This window comes from Streptomyces sp. SAJ15, from assembly GCF_007595705.1.
Classification (GTDB): Bacteria; Actinomycetota; Actinomycetes; order Streptomycetales; family Streptomycetaceae; genus Streptomyces.
Genome location: NZ_NISY01000001.1, coordinates 12,680 through 28,964, shown reverse-complemented (window position 1 = coordinate 28,964; position 16,285 = coordinate 12,680). Strand labels below are relative to the sequence as shown.

13 protein-coding genes are annotated in these 16,285 nt (G+C 72.8%); 7 read left to right on the top strand and 6 right to left on the bottom strand.

Going from position 1 to position 16,285, the window contains the following annotated elements:
- Positions 1–13: 13 nt before the first annotated feature.
- Positions 14–1,768 carry an arginine--tRNA ligase gene (gene argS / locus CD790_RS00120; RefSeq protein ID WP_144380830.1) on the top strand — a complete coding sequence of 585 codons (1,755 nt, stop codon included), beginning with the start codon at positions 14–16 and terminating at the stop codon, positions 1,766–1,768.
- Positions 1,769–1,932: 164 nt separating this feature from the next.
- Here the strand turns inward: argS and CD790_RS00115 are convergent, their stop codons facing one another.
- A complete protein-coding gene (locus CD790_RS00115; RefSeq protein WP_144380829.1) occupies positions 1,933–3,447 on the bottom strand; it encodes an alpha/beta hydrolase in 1,515 nt (504 codons plus the stop codon).
- Between the two features lie 193 nt (positions 3,448–3,640).
- Between CD790_RS00115 and CD790_RS00110 the strand changes: the two genes are divergently transcribed.
- Positions 3,641–4,789 (top strand): aminotransferase class V-fold PLP-dependent enzyme, encoded by a 1,149-nt coding sequence (locus CD790_RS00110; protein ID WP_144380828.1) that lies wholly within the window; start codon positions 3,641–3,643, stop codon positions 4,787–4,789.
- Between the two features lie 170 nt (positions 4,790–4,959).
- Entirely contained in the window at positions 4,960–5,565 is a 606-nt protein-coding gene (locus CD790_RS00105; protein ID WP_144380827.1) for a hypothetical protein, read from the top strand.
- Positions 5,566–5,649: 84 nt separating this feature from the next.
- Here CD790_RS00105 and hemB read toward each other — a convergent pair whose 3' ends face one another.
- From hemB to CD790_RS00080, 5 genes are read right to left on the bottom strand one after another with little or no spacing between them, the layout of a single operon-like run.
- Positions 5,650–6,663, bottom strand: coding sequence for a porphobilinogen synthase (gene hemB, locus CD790_RS00100; protein ID WP_144380826.1), 1,014 nt, complete (start codon positions 6,661–6,663; stop codon positions 5,650–5,652).
- On the bottom strand, positions 6,660–8,324 hold the full coding sequence (locus CD790_RS00095; protein WP_144380825.1) for a bifunctional uroporphyrinogen-III C-methyltransferase/uroporphyrinogen-III synthase: 1,665 nt from the start codon (positions 8,322–8,324) through the stop codon (positions 6,660–6,662). The genes hemB and CD790_RS00095 overlap by 4 nt, the downstream gene beginning before the upstream one ends.
- Positions 8,321–9,310: a hydroxymethylbilane synthase gene (gene hemC, locus CD790_RS00090; protein WP_144380824.1), complete on the bottom strand. Its 990-nt coding sequence runs from the start codon at positions 9,308–9,310 to the stop codon at positions 8,321–8,323. Before hemC ends, CD790_RS00095 begins: the two co-directional genes overlap by 4 nt.
- Positions 9,307–10,845 (bottom strand): glutamyl-tRNA reductase, encoded by a 1,539-nt coding sequence (hemA, locus tag CD790_RS00085; RefSeq protein ID WP_144380823.1) that lies wholly within the window; start codon positions 10,843–10,845, stop codon positions 9,307–9,309. Before hemA ends, hemC begins: the two co-directional genes overlap by 4 nt.
- Positions 10,842–11,678 (bottom strand): redox-sensing transcriptional repressor Rex, encoded by an 837-nt coding sequence (locus tag CD790_RS00080; RefSeq protein ID WP_144380822.1) that lies wholly within the window; start codon positions 11,676–11,678, stop codon positions 10,842–10,844. The genes hemA and CD790_RS00080 overlap by 4 nt, the downstream gene beginning before the upstream one ends.
- Before the next feature lie 378 nt (positions 11,679–12,056).
- On the opposite strand from CD790_RS00080, the gene CD790_RS00075 reads away from it, so the two are divergent.
- The 4 genes from CD790_RS00075 (at position 12,057) to CD790_RS00060 (ending at position 16,265) form a co-directional block, all read left to right on the top strand.
- Entirely contained in the window at positions 12,057–12,335 is a 279-nt protein-coding gene (locus CD790_RS00075; protein WP_144380821.1) for a glutaredoxin family protein, read from the top strand.
- A 251-nt stretch (positions 12,336–12,586) separates the two neighbouring features.
- Positions 12,587–13,546, top strand: a complete 960-nt coding sequence (locus tag CD790_RS00070; RefSeq protein WP_144380820.1) for an HAD family phosphatase — start codon at positions 12,587–12,589, stop codon at positions 13,544–13,546.
- 487 nt (positions 13,547–14,033) lie between these two features.
- Entirely contained in the window at positions 14,034–14,810 is a 777-nt protein-coding gene (locus CD790_RS00065; RefSeq protein ID WP_144380819.1) for an ECF subfamily RNA polymerase sigma factor, BldN family, read from the top strand.
- 195 nt (positions 14,811–15,005) lie between these two features.
- A complete protein-coding gene (locus CD790_RS00060; protein ID WP_144380818.1) occupies positions 15,006–16,265 on the top strand; it encodes a DUF5667 domain-containing protein in 1,260 nt (419 codons plus the stop codon).
- Positions 16,266–16,285 lie beyond the last annotated feature (20 nt).

Here is a 16,285-nt window from a genome sequence, read left to right as displayed (position 1 = left end):
CGGCACCCATCCCATGGCCTCGGTCCCTTCCCTTGCCGCTTCGGTCCACCAGCGCGTCGCGGACGCCCTCTCGGCTGCCCTGCCGGAGGCCGGTTCCGCGGACCCGCTGCTGCGACGAAGCGACCGGGCGGACTTCCAGGCCAACGGGGTGCTGGGGCTCGCCAAGAAGCTGAAGGGGAACCCGCGCGAGCTGGCCACGAAGGTCGTCGAGGCGCTTCCCGCCGACGACCTGGTCTCCTCGATCGAGGTCTCCGGCCCCGGCTTCCTGAACATCACGATCACCGACGAGGCGATCGTGCGGACGCTCGCCGCGCGGGCCGAGGACGACCGGCTGGGCGTTCCGCGCGCCGAGAACCCCGGCACCACCGTCATCGACTACGCGCAGCCGAACGTGGCCAAGGAGATGCACGTCGGGCATCTGCGGTCCGCGGTGATCGGCGACTCGGTGGTCCGGATCCTGGAGTTCGCGGGCGAGAAGGTGGTCCGGCGCCACCACATCGGCGACTGGGGCACCCAGTTCGGCATGCTCATCCAGTACCTGATCGAGCACCCGCACGAGCTGGACCACAAGGACCAGTCCTCCGGTGAGGAGGCCATGTCCAACCTCAACCGGCTCTACAAGGCGGCGCGGGCGCTCTTCGACGCCGACGCGGAGTTCAAGGACCGGGCCCGCCGCCGGGTGGTGGACCTCCAGGCCGGCGACGAGCAGACACTGGCCCTGTGGCAGCGGTTCGTCGACGAGTCGAAGATCTACTTCTACTCGGTCTTCGACAAGCTCGACATGGAGATCCGCGACCCCGACGTGGTCGGCGAGTCGGGCTACAACGACATGCTGGTCGAGACCTGCCGGCTGCTGGAGGAGTCGGGCGTCGCGGTCCGCTCCGAGGGCGCGCTGTGCGTGTTCTTCGACGACGTGAAGGGCCCGGACGGCAAGCCGGTGCCGCTGATCGTGCAGAAGTCCGACGGCGGCTTCGGCTACGCGGCCACCGACCTGTCGGCCATCCGCGACCGGGTGCGGAACCTGGGCGCCGACACCCTGCTGTACGTGGTGGACGCCCGCCAGTCGCTGCACTTCAAGATGGTCTTCGAGACGGCCCGCCGGATCGGCTGGCTGAACGAGAGGACGCACGCCGTCCAGCTCGCCTTCGGCACCGTCCTCGGCAAGGACGGCAAGCCGTTCAAGACCCGTGAGGGCGAGACGGTGCGGCTGGTGGACCTGCTGGACGAGGCGATCGAGCGGGCCTCCGCGGTGGTGCGGGAGAAGGCCCAGGACCTGACCGACGAGGAGATCGCGGAGCGCGGCGCCCAGGTCGGCATCGGCGCGGTGAAGTACGCGGACCTGTCCACCTCCGCCTCCCGGGACTACAAGTTCGACCTGGACCAGATGGTCTCGCTCAACGGCGACACCTCCGTCTACCTCCAGTACGCGTACGCCCGGATCCAGTCCATCCTGCGCAAGGCCGGCGAGGTCCGCCCCGCCGCCCACCCGAAGCTTCCGCTGGCCCCGGCCGAGCGGGCGCTGGGTCTGCACCTGGACCAGTTCGGCGAGACGCTGACCGAGGTCGCCGCCGCCTACGAGCCGCACAAGCTGGCCGCCTACCTGTACCAGCTGGCCTCGCACTACACGACCTTCTACGACCAGTGCCCGGTGCTGAAGGCCGAGACCCCGGAGCAGGTCGAGAACCGCCTGTTCCTGTGCGACGTGACCGCCCGCACCCTCCACCAGGGCATGGCGCTGCTGGGCATCCGCACCCCCGAGCGGCTCTGATCGCACCACGGCACGGCCGCGGGGACGGGAGCGACTCCCGTCCCCGCGGCCGTTCGCTTTTCCGGGGGCCCCGCGCCTTCCGTGGGGCCCGGGCATGCCGCGGGCCTCGGCCGTGCCCCGGCCGTTCCGCACCGAGCGTCCGGTCCGGGCGGCGGGCCGGGCCATCAGCAGACGGTGTCGTGGGCCGGCCGCTCGCCGTTCACCAGGTAGTCGGTGACCGTGCGGTCCCCGCAGGCGTTTCCGGTGTTCACGTATGAGCCGTGGCCGACGGCGTCCACCGTCACCAGGCGCGCCCGGTCGCCGAGGGCCCGCCGCATCCTGAGTCCGCCGGCGTGGGGCGTGGAGGGGTCGCGGAGGTTCTGGATCATGAGCACGTTGGACGGCCCCTCGTCGGTGACGCGCACCGGCCGCTGCTGGGGCGCGTCCCAGAAGGCGCACGTCATGACGTTGACCGGCATGCCCGCGGTGAGCGGGTACCGCTCGCGGTCGGCGGCGACGTCGCGCTGGTAGCGGGAGAGGGAGCGGGGCCAGGACACGTCGTTGCAGAGGGTCGCGGCGGAGACGGCGGTGGTGCTCTGCAGGACGTCCACGGGCAGCGGCGCGGCCGCGGGCAGCTCGGCCTTGCCCTGCGCCGCCAGCATCAGCTGGGCTATCCGCGGGAAGCGGTCCCTGGTGTAGAGGCCGTCGAGCAGCGTGGTGCGCAGCACGTCGCCGTTGAGCTCGGCGGGGGTGGCGTTCTTCCAGGGGATCGGCTCGCGGTCCAGCTGGGCGGCGAGCTTCAGGAACAGCGGCCGGACCTCTTCGGGGGTCTCGGCGAGGCGGAACTCGCCGGGCTGCGCCGCCCAGTGGGCGAAGTCGGGGAAGGCGTCCTCCACGCCGCGCGAGTAGTTGGCCAGCCAGCCGCGGCCCACCCGCTTAGGGTCCGGGTCGCCGCTGCTGTCGAGGACCCAGCGGTCGGTGCGGTGCGGGAAGAGCTGGGCGTAGACGGCGCCCGCGTACGTCCCGTACGAGACGCCCCACGCGGACAGCTTGCGCTCGCCCAGCGCCTGCCGGATGCGGTCGATGTCGCGGGCCTCGGTGCGGGTGCTGATGCTGCGCAGCACCTTGTCGCCGTTGCGCGCGCAGCTGTCGGCCAGGCTCCGGCCGAAGGCCACGTTCCGCTCGATGGAGCCGTCGGCGGCGGGCCAGGGGCGCAGGGCGACCGGGGTGAGGGACGCCGTGGGCAGCTCGCAGCTGACCGGCGTGGAGTGGGTGAGGCCGCGCGGGGCGAAGCCGACGACGTCATAGGCGTCCCGCACCGACTGCGGCAGCTTGGCGCCCCGCTTCACCGGCCCGTCGAGGCTGGAGCCACCCGGCCCGCCCGGGATCATCAGCAGCACCCCGCGCCGTGACTCCGGTCGTTCGCTGCGCAGGCGGGAGACGGTCAGCGTGATCTGCTCGCCGCGCGGCCGGTCGTAGTCGAGCGGCACGGCGACCTCGGCGCACCGCAGTCGCGGGTCCTGGGTGACGTCCGGGGCGCACGCCGTCCAGTCGAGGGAGGAGGCGGGCGCGGGCGCCGCGGCTCCCGCACCCGGCGCGGCGGCTCCCGCGCCCGGGGCCGCGACGAGGGTGGAGGCGAGCGCGGCGGCGGCGACCAGGGGGGCGGCCAGGAGCGTGGATCTTCTGCGGTTGATCGGCATGGATCCAGCCTCGCCCGGCGAGGCCGCCGTGCCCAGGGGGGCAGCCCCCGTCTTCATGGGGGCTAACCCCCCTGAACACCGGTGGAGTTGACGCCACCCCAGGGGTCGGACGGGCCGGCAGGGGCTCCCTGTACCCTCGTCCCAGGCGTTCCGATACGCCCCGCCCACCACCGTTCGTCCGAAGTGAGCAGCCGTGACCCACCCTCTTCTCGATCTGCCGCCGCTGACCGCCGAGCGTTTCGCCGCCATCGAGCGGCGGGTGGCGCGGGTGATGGGCACCGCCGCCGATGTGATCGTGACGCAGGGCGAGGCGCTGCTTCCGCTGGAGGGGTCCATACGGAGCGCGGCCCGGCCGGGGGCGACCGCGCTGAACGTGGTCACGGGGCCGTACGGACAGACCTTCGGCGGCTGGCTGCGGGACTGCGGCACCACGGTGGTGGACATCGAGGTCCCGTATGACACCGCCGCCTCGGCCGAGTTGGTCGCGGCGGCGCTGGCGGAGCACTCGGGGGTGGAGCTGGTCTCGCTGGTGCACGCGGAGGCGGCGACCGGCAACACCAACCCGGTGGCGGAGATCGCCGCGGCGGTCCGGGACCACGGGGCGCTGCTGATGCTGGACGCGGTGGCCTCGGTGGCGGCCGAGCCGCTGCTGACCGACGCGTGGGGCGTGGACCTGTGCGTGATCGGCGCGCAGAAGGCGATGGGCGGGCCCGCCGGGGTGTCGGCGGTGTCGGTCAGCGCCCGCGCCTGGGAGCGCATCCTGGACAACCCGTTCGCGCCGCGCCGCTCCTACCTGTCGCTGCTGGACTGGAAGGAGCGCTGGGTCGACACCGGCCGCGCCGTCCTTCCGCACGCCCCGGCCCAGTTGGAGATGCTCGCCCTGGAGGCGTGCGTCGACCGCATCGAGGAGACCGGCGGTCTGGACGCGGCCATCGCGCGGCACCGCGCGGCGGCGGCCGCCACGCGCGCCGGCGCGCTCGTGCTGTCCGGTCCCGAGGCGCCCGCGGACCGCCGGCTGCGCCCGTACGTCACCGCGGCCCGCGACGCGGCGCCGGTGGCCACCACACTGCGCGCCCCGGCGGCGCTGGACGCCCGCGAGCTGGTGGCGGCCGCCGCGGACGGTTCGCTGCCGCTGGTGGCGGGCGGTGGGGCGCTCGCCAAGGAGATGGTCCGGGTCAACCACTACGGCCCGGACGCCACGCTCGACACGGTGCTGCGCTGCCTGGACGCCCTGGCCGGGGCGCTGCGCGGCGCCGGGCTGCCGGCCGACGGGGACGCCGCGCGGGAGGCCGCCGAGTCGGCCTGGGCGACCGCCGCCGACCCGACCGAAAACACCAACTAGGCTGTTTACGTGGGCACTTGGGGGCTGCTGTCCGATCGCTCCCGTCAACTGCGCTGCTTTCACGACAACTTGATCATCCGAGTGACCGAAAGTCGCACCGGGGCAACCCCTGAGCCCTACGGACCGTCACACACTACGGACCCGTACTCGATCTCTTTGGGGGTAGGAACATGCGACGGTGGGGGACCGCGGTAACGGCGCTCGCACTGGCGGGCGCAGGGCTCGCGGCGACGGCGGGGACGGCCGACGCCGCGCCGACGAAGATTGTGATCAAGACCGCCAAGGCGTCCAAGGCGGCGAACTGCGCCGTCACCTGGGGCAGCGGCGACAAGTCCGGCAAGACCTCGGCCTACAAGCCGCTGACCGGCACCACCGCCAGCAAGCACGAGTGCTTCGACCGCCTGGTCTTCAACGTCCCCGGCAGCTCGACCGCCAAGCCGGTCGGCTTCCACGTCGGCTATGTCGACAAGTTCTACCAGGACGGCTCCGGCGACCACATTCCGGTCAACGGCGGCGCCATCCTTCAGGTCTTCGTCTCCGCGCCGAGCTACAACCCGGAGACCGGCAAGCCCACGTACCCGGGCAAGGCCGGCAAGACGCTGCCCGGTGTGAACATCTCCGGATTCAAGACCTTCAAGGACACCCGCTTCGGCGCCAGCTTCGAGGGCCAGACCCAGGTCGCCGTCGGCACCCGTGCCAAGCTGCCGTTCCGGGTGCAGCAGTCCGGTGACAAGGTCATCGTCGATGTCGCGCACTCCTGGACCGCCGTCCGCTGATCCGGCGGACTCGACCCGGTACGCGCGACGGCCGCCGGTCGCATCCGAGGGGGTGCGGCCGGCGGCCTTCGTCGTGCTCGGGGGCTACTCGCCGCGCCGCAGCCGCTGCGCGACCTCCGTCGCCCAGTAGGTGAGGATCATCCCGGCGCCGGCCCGACGGATCGAGGTGAGCGTCTCCATGATCGCCCGGTCCCGGTCGATCCAGCCGTTCGCCGCGGCCGCCTCGACCATCGCGTACTCGCCGGAGATCTGGTACGCGGCCACCGGCACGTCCACCGCGTCGGCGATCCGGCTCAGGATGTCCAGGTACGGCAGCGCGGGCTTCACCATGACCATGTCGGCGCCCTCGGCCAGGTCCAGCGCCAGCTCGCGCAGCGACTCGCGGGCGTTGGCCGGGTCCTGCTGGTACGTCTTGCGGTCGCCCTGGAGCGAGGAGCCGACCGCCTCACGGAACGGGCCGTAGAAGGCGGAGGCGTACTTCGCGGTGTAGGCCAGGATGGAGACGTCCTGGTGGCCGGCGCCGTCCAGGGCCTCGCGGACGACCCGCACCTGGCCGTCCATCATCCCGCTGGGACCCACCGCGTGGACGCCCGCGTCGGCCTGCGCCCGGGCCATCTCCGCGTACCGCTCCAGCGTCGCGTCGTTGTCCACCCGGCCGGCGGAGTCCAGCACCCCGCAGTGGCCGTGGTCGGTGTGCTCGTCCAGACACAGGTCGGACATGACGACCAGATCGTCGCCGACCTCGGCCTTCACATCCCGGATGGCGACCTGGAGGATGCCGTCCGGATCGGTGCCGGGGGTGCCGACCGCGTCCTTCTTGCTCTCCTCCGGCACCCCGAACAGCATGATCCCGCCCACGCCCGCGGCGACCGCCTCGGCGGCCGCCTTCCGCAGCGTGTCACGGGTGTGCTGGACGACTCCCGGCATCGAGGCCAGCGGCGCCGGCTCGGCGATGCCCTCCCGTACGAACGCCGGCAGGATCAGCTCCGCCGGGTGCAGCCGGGTCTCGGCGACCATCCGACGCATGGCCGCGGTGGTTCGCAGCCGGCGCGGACGGGCGCCGGGGAAGCCGCCGTAGCGGGAGTCGTGCGTGGTCATGAACGTGCCCTCCTACGCGATCCGGGCCGCCGCTCGCTCGGGCGGGTGACCGGGTCCCCGGCCTCGATCGCGGCCTGGCGCCGCGCCGCGCCGAACTCGGCGAGCGCCTCGGCCAGCTTGTGCACCGAGGGCTCGGGCGACAGCACATCCACCCGCAGGCCGTGCTCCTCCGCGGTCTTCGCGGTGGCCGGGCCGATGCAGGCGATGACGGTGACATTGTGTGGCTTGCCCGCGATGCCGACCAGGTTCCGCACGGTCGACGACGAGGTGAACAGCACCGCGTCGAAGCCGCCGCCCTTGATGGCCTCGCGGGTCTCGGCCGGGGGCGGCGAGGCGCGCACGGTGCGGTACGCCGTGACGTCGTCGACCTCCCAGCCCAGCTCGATGAGCCCGGCCACCAGCGTCTCGGTGGCGATATCGGCCCGCGGCAGGAAGACGCGGTCGATCGGGTCGAAGACCGGGTCGTACGGCGGCCAGTCCTCCAGCAGACCGGCGGCCGACTGCTCCCCGCTGGGCACCAGGTCCGGCTTCACGCCGAACTCCACCAGCGCCTTCGCGGTCTGCTCGCCCACCGCGGCGACCTTGATGCCGGCGAACGCGCGGGCGTCCAGGCCGTACTCCTCGAACTTCTCCCGGACCGCCTTGACGGCGTTGACCGAGGTGAAGGCGATCCACTCGTAGCGGCCCGTGACCAGGCCCTTGACCGCCCGCTCCATCTGCTGCGGGGTGCGCGGCGGCTCGACCGCGATGGTCGGCACCTCCTTGGGCACCGCGCCGTAGGAGCGCAACTGGTCGGAGAGCGAGGCGGCCTGCTCCTTGGTGCGCGGCACCAGGACGTTCCAGCCGAACAGCGGCTTGGACTCGAACCAGGACAGCTGGTCCCGCTGCTCCGCCGCGCTGCGCTCGCCGACCACGGCTATGACCGGCTGTGCGCCCTGCGGCGAGGGCAGCACCTTCGCGGCCTTGAGCACCTGGGCGATGCTGCCCAGGGTCGCGGTCCAGGTGCGCTGGCGGGTGGTGGTGCCGGCGATGGTCACGGTCAGCGGCGTGTCGGGCTTGCGCCCCGCCGCCACCAGCTCGCCCGCCGCGGCCGCGATCGTCTCCAGGGTGGCGGAGACGACGGTGGTCGCGTCCGAGCCGCCGGCCTCGCTCCAGCAGCGCTCGTCGGCGGCGCGGGCGTCCACGAAACGGACCCCGCCGCCACTGCTGTCCCGCAGCGGCACGCCGGCGTAGGCGGGCACGCCGACCGCGGCCGCCACGCCCGGCACCACCTCGAAGGCGATGCCCTCGGTGGCGCAGGCGAGCATCTCCTCGGCGGCGTCGCCGTCCAGGCCGGGGTCGCCCGGGACCGCACGGACGACCCGCTTGCCGGCGCGCGCGGCCGCCATGACAAGATTGGCGACGTCCTCTAGCACGGGGGCAGCGGCGGCGCTTGACGTCTCGTCAGCGTCCGCCTGCCGCGGCGCGCCCTGAGCGTCCGCGGCGACGGCCGGCCGCACATGGGTGCGCACCACGTCGAGCACGTGCGGATCCGCGATCAGCACGTCCGCGGCGGCGAGTGCCTCCACGGCGCGCAGTGTCAGCAGTCCGGGGTCTCCGGGGCCGGCACCCAAAAAGGTGACGTGCCCGCAGCCGGGGTGGTTCGGGGCGGTGGGGTTCAATGTGCTCGCTCCCCCATCAGACCGGCCGCACCCTTCGCGAGCATCTCGGCCGCGAGTTCGCGACCGAGGGCCGTGGCGTCGGCGGGCGACGCGGGCACGGGACCGGTGGTGGACAGCTGCACCAGCGTGGAGCCGTCGGTCGAGCCGACGACGCCGCGCAGGCGCATTTCGGTGACAACCTGACCGTCGGCCAACAGGTCGGCCAGCGCACCCACGGGTGCGCTGCAGCCGGCCTCCAGGGCGGCGAGCAGGGAACGCTCGGCGGTCACGGCGACCCGAGTGTACGGGTCGTCGAGCTCGGCGAGTCGGGCGGCGAGGTCCGCGCTGCGCACATCGTGCGGAGCGCGACACTCGACTGCCAGGGCCCCCTGGCCGGGGGCGGGCAGAACATGGGCCGGGTCCAGGACCTCGGTGGCCTCGGCGATCCGGCCGATGCGGGTGAGCCCGGCGGCGGCCAGCACCACCGCGTCGAGCTCACCGGAGCGCACATAGCCGAGCCGGGTGTCGATGTTGCCGCGGATCGGCACGGTCTCGATCTCCCGGCCCACCGCGCGGGCCCAGGCGTTGAGCTGCGCCATGCGGCGCGGCGACCCGGTGCCGACGCGCGCCCCGTCGGGCAGCTGCTCGAAACGGAGCCCGTCGCGGGCGATCAGCGCATCGCGCGGGTCCTCGCGGCGCGGGATCGCGGCCAGCGTGAGCCCCTCGGGCTCGGCGGTCGGCAGGTCCTTCAGCGAGTGCACGGCGAAGTCGATCTCGCCGGCGAGCAGCGCGTCGCGCAGCGCCGAGACGAACACGCCGGTGCCGCCGATCTGCGCCAGGTGCTCCCGTGAGGTGTCGCCGTACGTGGTGATCTCGACCAGCTCGACGGGTCGGCCGGTCAGCGCGCGCACGGCCTCGGCGATCTGCCCGGACTGGGCCATCGCGAGCGTGCTGCGGCGGGTGCCCAGGCGCAGTGTGGCGCCGGGGCTGGGGGCTGCGGTGTTCATGCCCGCCCTCGATTCGCATTGTTCGGGTCGGCCATATCGGCCCGGCTCATGGCGGCGACCGCCTGCGGGTCGAGGTCGAAGAGTTCCCGCAGTGCGTCCGCGTACCCGGCGCCGCCGGGGGTGGACGCGAGCTGCTTGACCCGCACGGTGGGAGCGTGCAGGAGCTTGTCGACGACCCGGCGCACCGTCTGGGTGATCTCGGCGCGCTGCTTGTCGTCCAGATCGGGGAGCCGCCCGTCCAGTCGGGCGATCTCGCTGGCCACGACGTCGGCGGCCATGGTGCGCAGGGCGACCACGGTCGGGGTGATGTGCGCCGCCCGCTGGGCGGCGCCGAACGCCGCGACCTCGGCGGAGACGATGGAGCGCACCTGGTCGACGTCGGCGGCCATCGGGGCGTCCGCGGACGCCTCCGCGAGGGTCTCGATGTCGACGAGGCGCACCCCGTCGAGCTCGTGCGCGGCGGCGTCGATGTCGCGGGGCATCGCCAGGTCCAGCAGCGCCACCGCCGGCCCGCCGGCGCGCCGCGAGAGCGCGGCGGTCAGCGCCTCGGCGGTCAGCACCAGACCGGCCGCGCCGGTGCAGGAGACGACCACGTCCGCGTGCGGAAGCTCGTCGGCGACCGCGGCCATGGGGACCGCGCGGGCGGTGAGCGCGTCCGCGCGGGACGCCGCCGGCGCGCCGGGCAGGAGGTGGACGGCCGCCGCGGGGGCGCCCTCGGACAGGACCTTCGCGGCGTCGCCACCCGGCGCGCCCGTGGCGCCGACCGGGCACTGATCCCCGGTGCAGGAGGTCGCGTCGGCGGCGGCCGCGGCGAAGTCGCCGCGCGTAGCGTCCGCGCCACCCTCGGTCAGGCTCGTCGCCAGCCGCTGGGCCCGCTCCAACGTCCTGTTGGCGATCACCAGTTCTGCCACACCGGCGCGCGCCAGGGTGGTCGCGGCCAGGGAGGACATGGAACCGGCGCCGATGACCAGGGCGCGCTTGCCGGCGGCCCACTGGGGCACCGGGGTGGCGCCGGCGAGCTGCTCCAGGCCGAAGGTGACCAGGGACTGGCCGGCCTTGTCGATGCCGGTCTCGCTGTGGGCGCGCTTGCCGACCCGCAGCGCCTGCTGGAACAGGTCGTTCAGCAGCCGGCCGGCGGTGTGCAGCTCCTGGGCCAGGGCGAGGCCGTCCTTGATCTGGCCGAGGATCTGGCCCTCGCCGACGACCATGGAGTCCAGCCCGCAGGCCACCGAGAAGAGGTGGTGGACGGCCCGGTCCTCGTAGTGCACATAGAGATAAGGGGTGAGCTCGTCCAGGCCGACGCCGGTGTGCTGGGCGAGCAGCGTGGAGAGCTCGGCGACGCCGGCGTGGAACTTGTCGACGTCGGCGTAGAGCTCGATGCGGTTGCAGGTGGCCAGCACCGCACCCTCGGTCGCGGGCTCCGCGGCCAGGGTGTCGTGGAGCAGCTTGGCCTGCTGCTCGGCGGTGAGGGAGGCGCGCTCCAGCACGCTCACGGGTGCGGAGCGGTGGCTCAGGCCGACGACGAGGAGACTCATGCCGGCATCACGGCGGGCACGTCCCCGTCAGGCCCCTGCTGTCGGCCGCCCTCGGCGGAGCCCCCGCCGCCCGCGCGGGTCACCGGAGCGGTGGCGGCGGTGGTGGCCGGGACGGCGGGAGCGGTCGCGGCGGCGGCCGCCTCGGCCGACTCCGCCTCCTGTCCCGGCTCCTCGCCCGCCTTGCGCTGCTCGTGGAAGGCGAGGATCTGCAGCTCTATGGAGAGGTCGACCTTGCGCACGTCCACGCCGTCCGGAACGGTCAGCACGGTCGGCGCGAAGTTCAGGATCGAGGTCACCCCGGCGGCCACCAGTCGGTCGCAGACCTGCTGGGCCGCGCCGGCCGGGGTGGCGATGACGCCGATGGAGACCCCGTTTTCGGTGATGATCTTTTCGAGCTCGTCGGTGTGCTGCACGGGGATGCCCGCGACCGGCTTGCCCGCCATGGCCGGGTCGGCGTCGATCAGCGCGGCGACGCGGAAGCCGCGGGAGGCGAAGCCGCCGTAGTTGGCGAGGGCCGCGCCGAGGTTACCGATGCCGACGATCACGACCGGCCAGTCCTGGGTGAGGCCGAGCTCACGCGAGATCTGGTAGACGAGGTACTCGACGTCGTAGCCGACGCCCCGGGTGCCGTACGAACCGAGGTACGAGAAGTCCTTGCGCAGCTTCGCGGAGTTGACTCCGGCGGCGGCCGCGAGTTCCTCGGAGGAGACCGTGGGGACCGAACGCTCGGAGAGCGCGGTCAGCGCACGCAGATACAGCGGTAGCCGGGCGACCGTGGCCTCGGGAATCCCTCGGCTTCGGGTCGCCGGTCGGTGAGTTCGGCCAGTTGCCACGGTGCTCCTGCGGGTAGAGCGGGGCTGTGGGCGGCTGGATGCACGATGACCGCCCCGTCGACAGCAGGCTATGTCTTTGTGAACGCGTGCACAAAGATGGTGTCCGCTTTGTCCGACCAAAGTGACCGGGGTCACGCGCCCCATCGGGCCGTTCGTGGAACCACATCCCAGGTCCCACCGTTCACGTCCGACACTCCGGTACCGCGAAGGAGTCGACGACAGCATCCGCGCCCACTCCTCACCGCTTAACCCCCGGACACCAACAAATCGCCCATGATGGTAATCGACCAGACGCACGAATCCCTACTCGTCGGTTCGAACGACGGGCGGTGCGAACCGTGCGGGAGGCGAGCGGGGCGGCAGGAGACAATGACACACATGAGCCCGCTGCTGCGCCGCACCGACCGCAAGAAGCCCACCGAGCGCACCGTCACCCTGATCGGCAAGCCCGGCTGCCATCTGTGCGACGACGCACAGGCGGTGATCGAGGAGATCTGCGGCGAGCTGGGCGCCCCCTGGGAGAAGAAGGACATCACCCAGGACGAGGAGCTCTACCGCAAGTACTGGGAGCAGATCCCGGTGATCCTGATCGACGGCGAGCAGCACGACTTCTGGCGGGTCAACCCGCAGCGACTGCGCAAGGCGCTCGGCGGCTGACCGCCTCCCAGCGCGGGGTCGTCGACCCGGGCTGGGCGCATCCGGAACGCCCCTGGCGAGGGGCCGTCGCCTGGGAACCACCCCCTGCCGCGTGGCGGGGCCGACGCCGGTTCGGCGGCCGCGCCGCGCGTCGGGCCGCTGGAACGGACCGCTCCGCCCACCCCCGTCGCCATGGGGCGGTCCCGCAAAGTTCACACCGCTGAACCCGGCCGCCTGAAGGATGCACCGAACAAACTGGCTATGCTCGCGCCATGGCCGCACTGGGATGGTTGACCCGCCGTAATCGCTTTGCCACCGCGCGCAGCGTGCTGGCCGGCGAGGCCGCCGCCGAGGCCGCGCGGAAGACCGCGCAGGAGCGGGACGCGCAGCTCGCGGTCGAAGCGGAAGCGGAAGCCGCACCTCGGGAAGCGGTGCGGGAGCCCGAGTTCCCCGTCGTCGGCGACGTGCGGGCGGCCGCCTTCTTCGACCTCGACAACACCGTGATGCAGGGCGCCGCCATCTTCCACCTGGGCCGCGGCCTGTACAAGCGCCATTTCTTCCGCAAGCGCGAGCTGGCCCGCTTCGCCTGGCAGCAGACCTGGTTCCGGGTGGCCGGGGTCGAGGACCCGGCCCATATGGAGGACGCGCGCAACAGCGCCCTGTCCATCGTCAAGGGCCACCGCGTCGCCGAACTGATGGCGATCGGCGAGGACATCTACGACGAGTACATGGCGGAGCGGATCTGGCCCGGCACCCGCGCCCTGGCCCAGGCCCACCTGGACGCCGGGCAGAAGGTGTGGCTGGTGACCGCCGCGCCGGTGGAGACCGCGACGATCATCGCCAGGCGGCTGGGGCTCACCGGCGCGCTGGGCACCGTCGCCGAGTCGGTCGGCGGCGTCTACACCGGCAAGCTGGTCGGCGAGCCGCTGCACGGCCCCGCGAAGGCCGAGGCGGTGCGCGCGCTGGCGACGGCGGAGGGCCTGGACCTGACGCGCTGCGCGGCCTACAGCGACTCCGCCAACGACATCCCGATGCTCTCGATCGTGGGGCACCCCTACGCCGTCAACCCCGACAGCCGACTGCGCAAGCACGCGCGGTCCCACGGCTGGCGGCTGCGCGACTACCGCACCGGACGGAAGGCGGCCAAGGTGGGCATCCCGGCCGCGGCCGGGCTCGGGGCGCTGGCGGGCGGCGCGGCCGCCGCGGTGGCCGCCCACCGACGCCGCCGCTGACCGCCGAGCCGGCCCTCCCCGGCCCTATCCGGTCGAACCCGGCCGGACCCGGTCGAACCCGGCTGACCGGTATGACGATGAGATAACCGGCTGAACCGTCAACTACGCCGGTCCACTGAACTTGCGGATCACTTTCGGTCACCGGCCGTCGGCGGATCACGTTCGGTCACAGCCGGCCCGGAATCCGTCAATCTTTCCTTCCTACCCCACATGGCCCCCCTCAGTCCCGCCATCGCCGGTTTGCCACAACACGCCATGCAACCAGGCAGGTCACGAACCGATCCGGTCAATTCGCGGTCGATATCTGGTACTTGATCGAACGCGAATCCATAACGGAGCAGACGGAATCGATGATTTGAGCAACTGGGTGTAGCGTCGCCTGTACGAAGCGTTATTCTCCTCAGACGCAAACCGGTACCCACACGTCCCTACGACGGGTGAACGGTCCCGCACTGCACGTGATGGAAGCTCTGCCTCTGGGAGTCCCGTGTACCCACACGTCGGGGTTGACGCCTCGGGCCTGGCTACGCTTCGCGCGACAGTCCTCGACTGTCTGCGCGGACTTGTCCCCACCGCGTATGCCGTCCCCGCCTTCGCCACACCCGCGCCCGCCGGTTCCGCCAGCCCGTGCTACGCCCTGGCCGACGGCGGTGCGGCGGTCGGCAGACGAGCCCGTAGCGCCACCTCCACCGCCCGCCGTCCCAGCGCCGACAGCGACAGCCGCCGCATGATGGACCTGGTCGAACGCGCCCAGGCCGGTGAGGCCGAAGCCTTCGGGCGGCTGTACGACCAGTACGCCGACACCGTCTACCGCTACATCTACTACCGGGTCGGAGGCCGGGCCACCGCCGAGGACCTCACCAGCGAGACCTTCCTGCGCGCCCTGCGTCGCATCGGCACCTTCACCTGGCAGGGCCGCGACTTCGGCGCCTGGCTGGTGACGATCGCGCGCAACCTCGTCGCCGACCACTTCAAGTCCTCCCGCTTCCGGCTGGAGGTCACCACCGGGGAGATGCTCGACGCCAACGAGGTCGAGCGCAGCCCCGAGGACTCCGTCCTCGAATCCCTTTCCAACGCCGCGCTGTTGCAAGCCGTCCGCAAGCTCAACCCGCAACAGCAGGAGTGCGTCACCCTCCGCTTCCTCCAGGGCCTGTCGGTCGCCGAGACCGCGCGGGTGATGGGGAAGAACGAAGGCGCGATCAAGACCCTCCAGTACCGAGCCGTCCGCACTCTGGCCCGGCTCCTCCCGGAGGACGCGAGGTAGCGAGCGGGCCGCGCGTTCCGATCATCCGGACCGCGTAACCCCAGTCCCGCACCGCTCGTTGTCCGGGATGCAGGCTCCCAGCGGTCACGCCACATGCCCGTTCCCCACTCGTTCGATGGAGTGGCGCGGGCCAGGCGTGCAACCTTCCAGGTGTCCTGGGGAGTCGACGTCTTGAGACGAGAGGAGGTGCCGCCTGTGATCGCGAACGTATCGGCGCACCGGCGGGCGAACGCCTTCGCCCAGGCCCTGGATGCCTTGGAGGACCGCGACGCGGATCTCCAGGGCGCCACCCAGGCTGAGCGGCCCGACAACACTTCGGCGGAGAGTACCGAGTGTGTCCGGCTGCTGGCTCTGGCGAGTGGGCTCGGCGGGCTGCCGGCACCGGAGTTGGACCCCGAAGTCAGGACCACGCAGCGGGCACAGCTGATCGCGGCCATGGAAACGGCCTTCGCGGAGGGCGGCTCACGCCTGCCCGAGCAGCGGGCCGGCCGCGGCGCCCATCGCGCGAAGTCGCTGACCAGACTCCGGCCCAGGTCGCGCTGGACCAAGGGGTTGGCGGCGGGCGGGCTCACCGTCGGCGTGGCGGCGGGCGCGCTCGGTGGCGTCGCCGCGGCCAGCTCCGACGCCCTGCCCGGCGACACGCTCTACGGGGTCAAGCGGGGCATGGAGGACTTCAAGCTGGACATGGCCGACGGTGACGAGGACCGCGGCCGCATCTATCTGGACCACGCCTCCACCCGGATGAGCGAGGCCCGCCGACTCATGGAGCGCGGCCGCTCCGGCGACCTCGACCACGAGTCGCTGGGCGAGATCCGCCGGGCGCTGTCCGGCATGCGGCACGACGCCGCGGAAGGCCACCGGCTGCTGCGCCGGGTCTACGAGCGCGACGGCGACCTGGACCCGATCCGGGCGCTCTCCTCCTTCGCCAAGTCCCACCGCGAGGGCTGGAGCCAGCTGCGCGAGGAGCTGCCGGTGCAGCTGTGGGACGTCGGCGATGAGGTGAACTCGGTGCTGGTCGCCATAGACGAGCAGGTCCGTCCGCTGCGCTCGCTGCTCCCGCCCGGCCCGGGCGTGGACAGCCCCGCCGTCGAGGCCGAGCCGGGTGCCGGCCCGCCGCACAGCGCCCCCGAGTCCGGCCGCGCGCACCAGCCCCCGCGTCCGTCCGCGGCCGCCTCGGACGATCAGCGGGCCGGCGGTGGCAGCGAGGGCGGTCGCACACCGGCCAGCAGCCCGGCCGCCAGCGAGCAGGAGAAGCCACGCGGCGGCCTGCTCGACGGGGCGGACGACCTGCTGGACCCGTCGCGCGAGGACGGCGGCGGCCTGCTGCCCACCCCCAGCACCAGTGGCGGTGCCGTCTCCGGCGAGGGCACGCCCAAGCCGGACATCACCCTCCCGCCGCTCCTGCCCGAGCTGCTCCCGGACCTGGGTCTGAGCACGGAGGATTCGCCGAGCTAGGGGATGTACGAAGGCCCCCG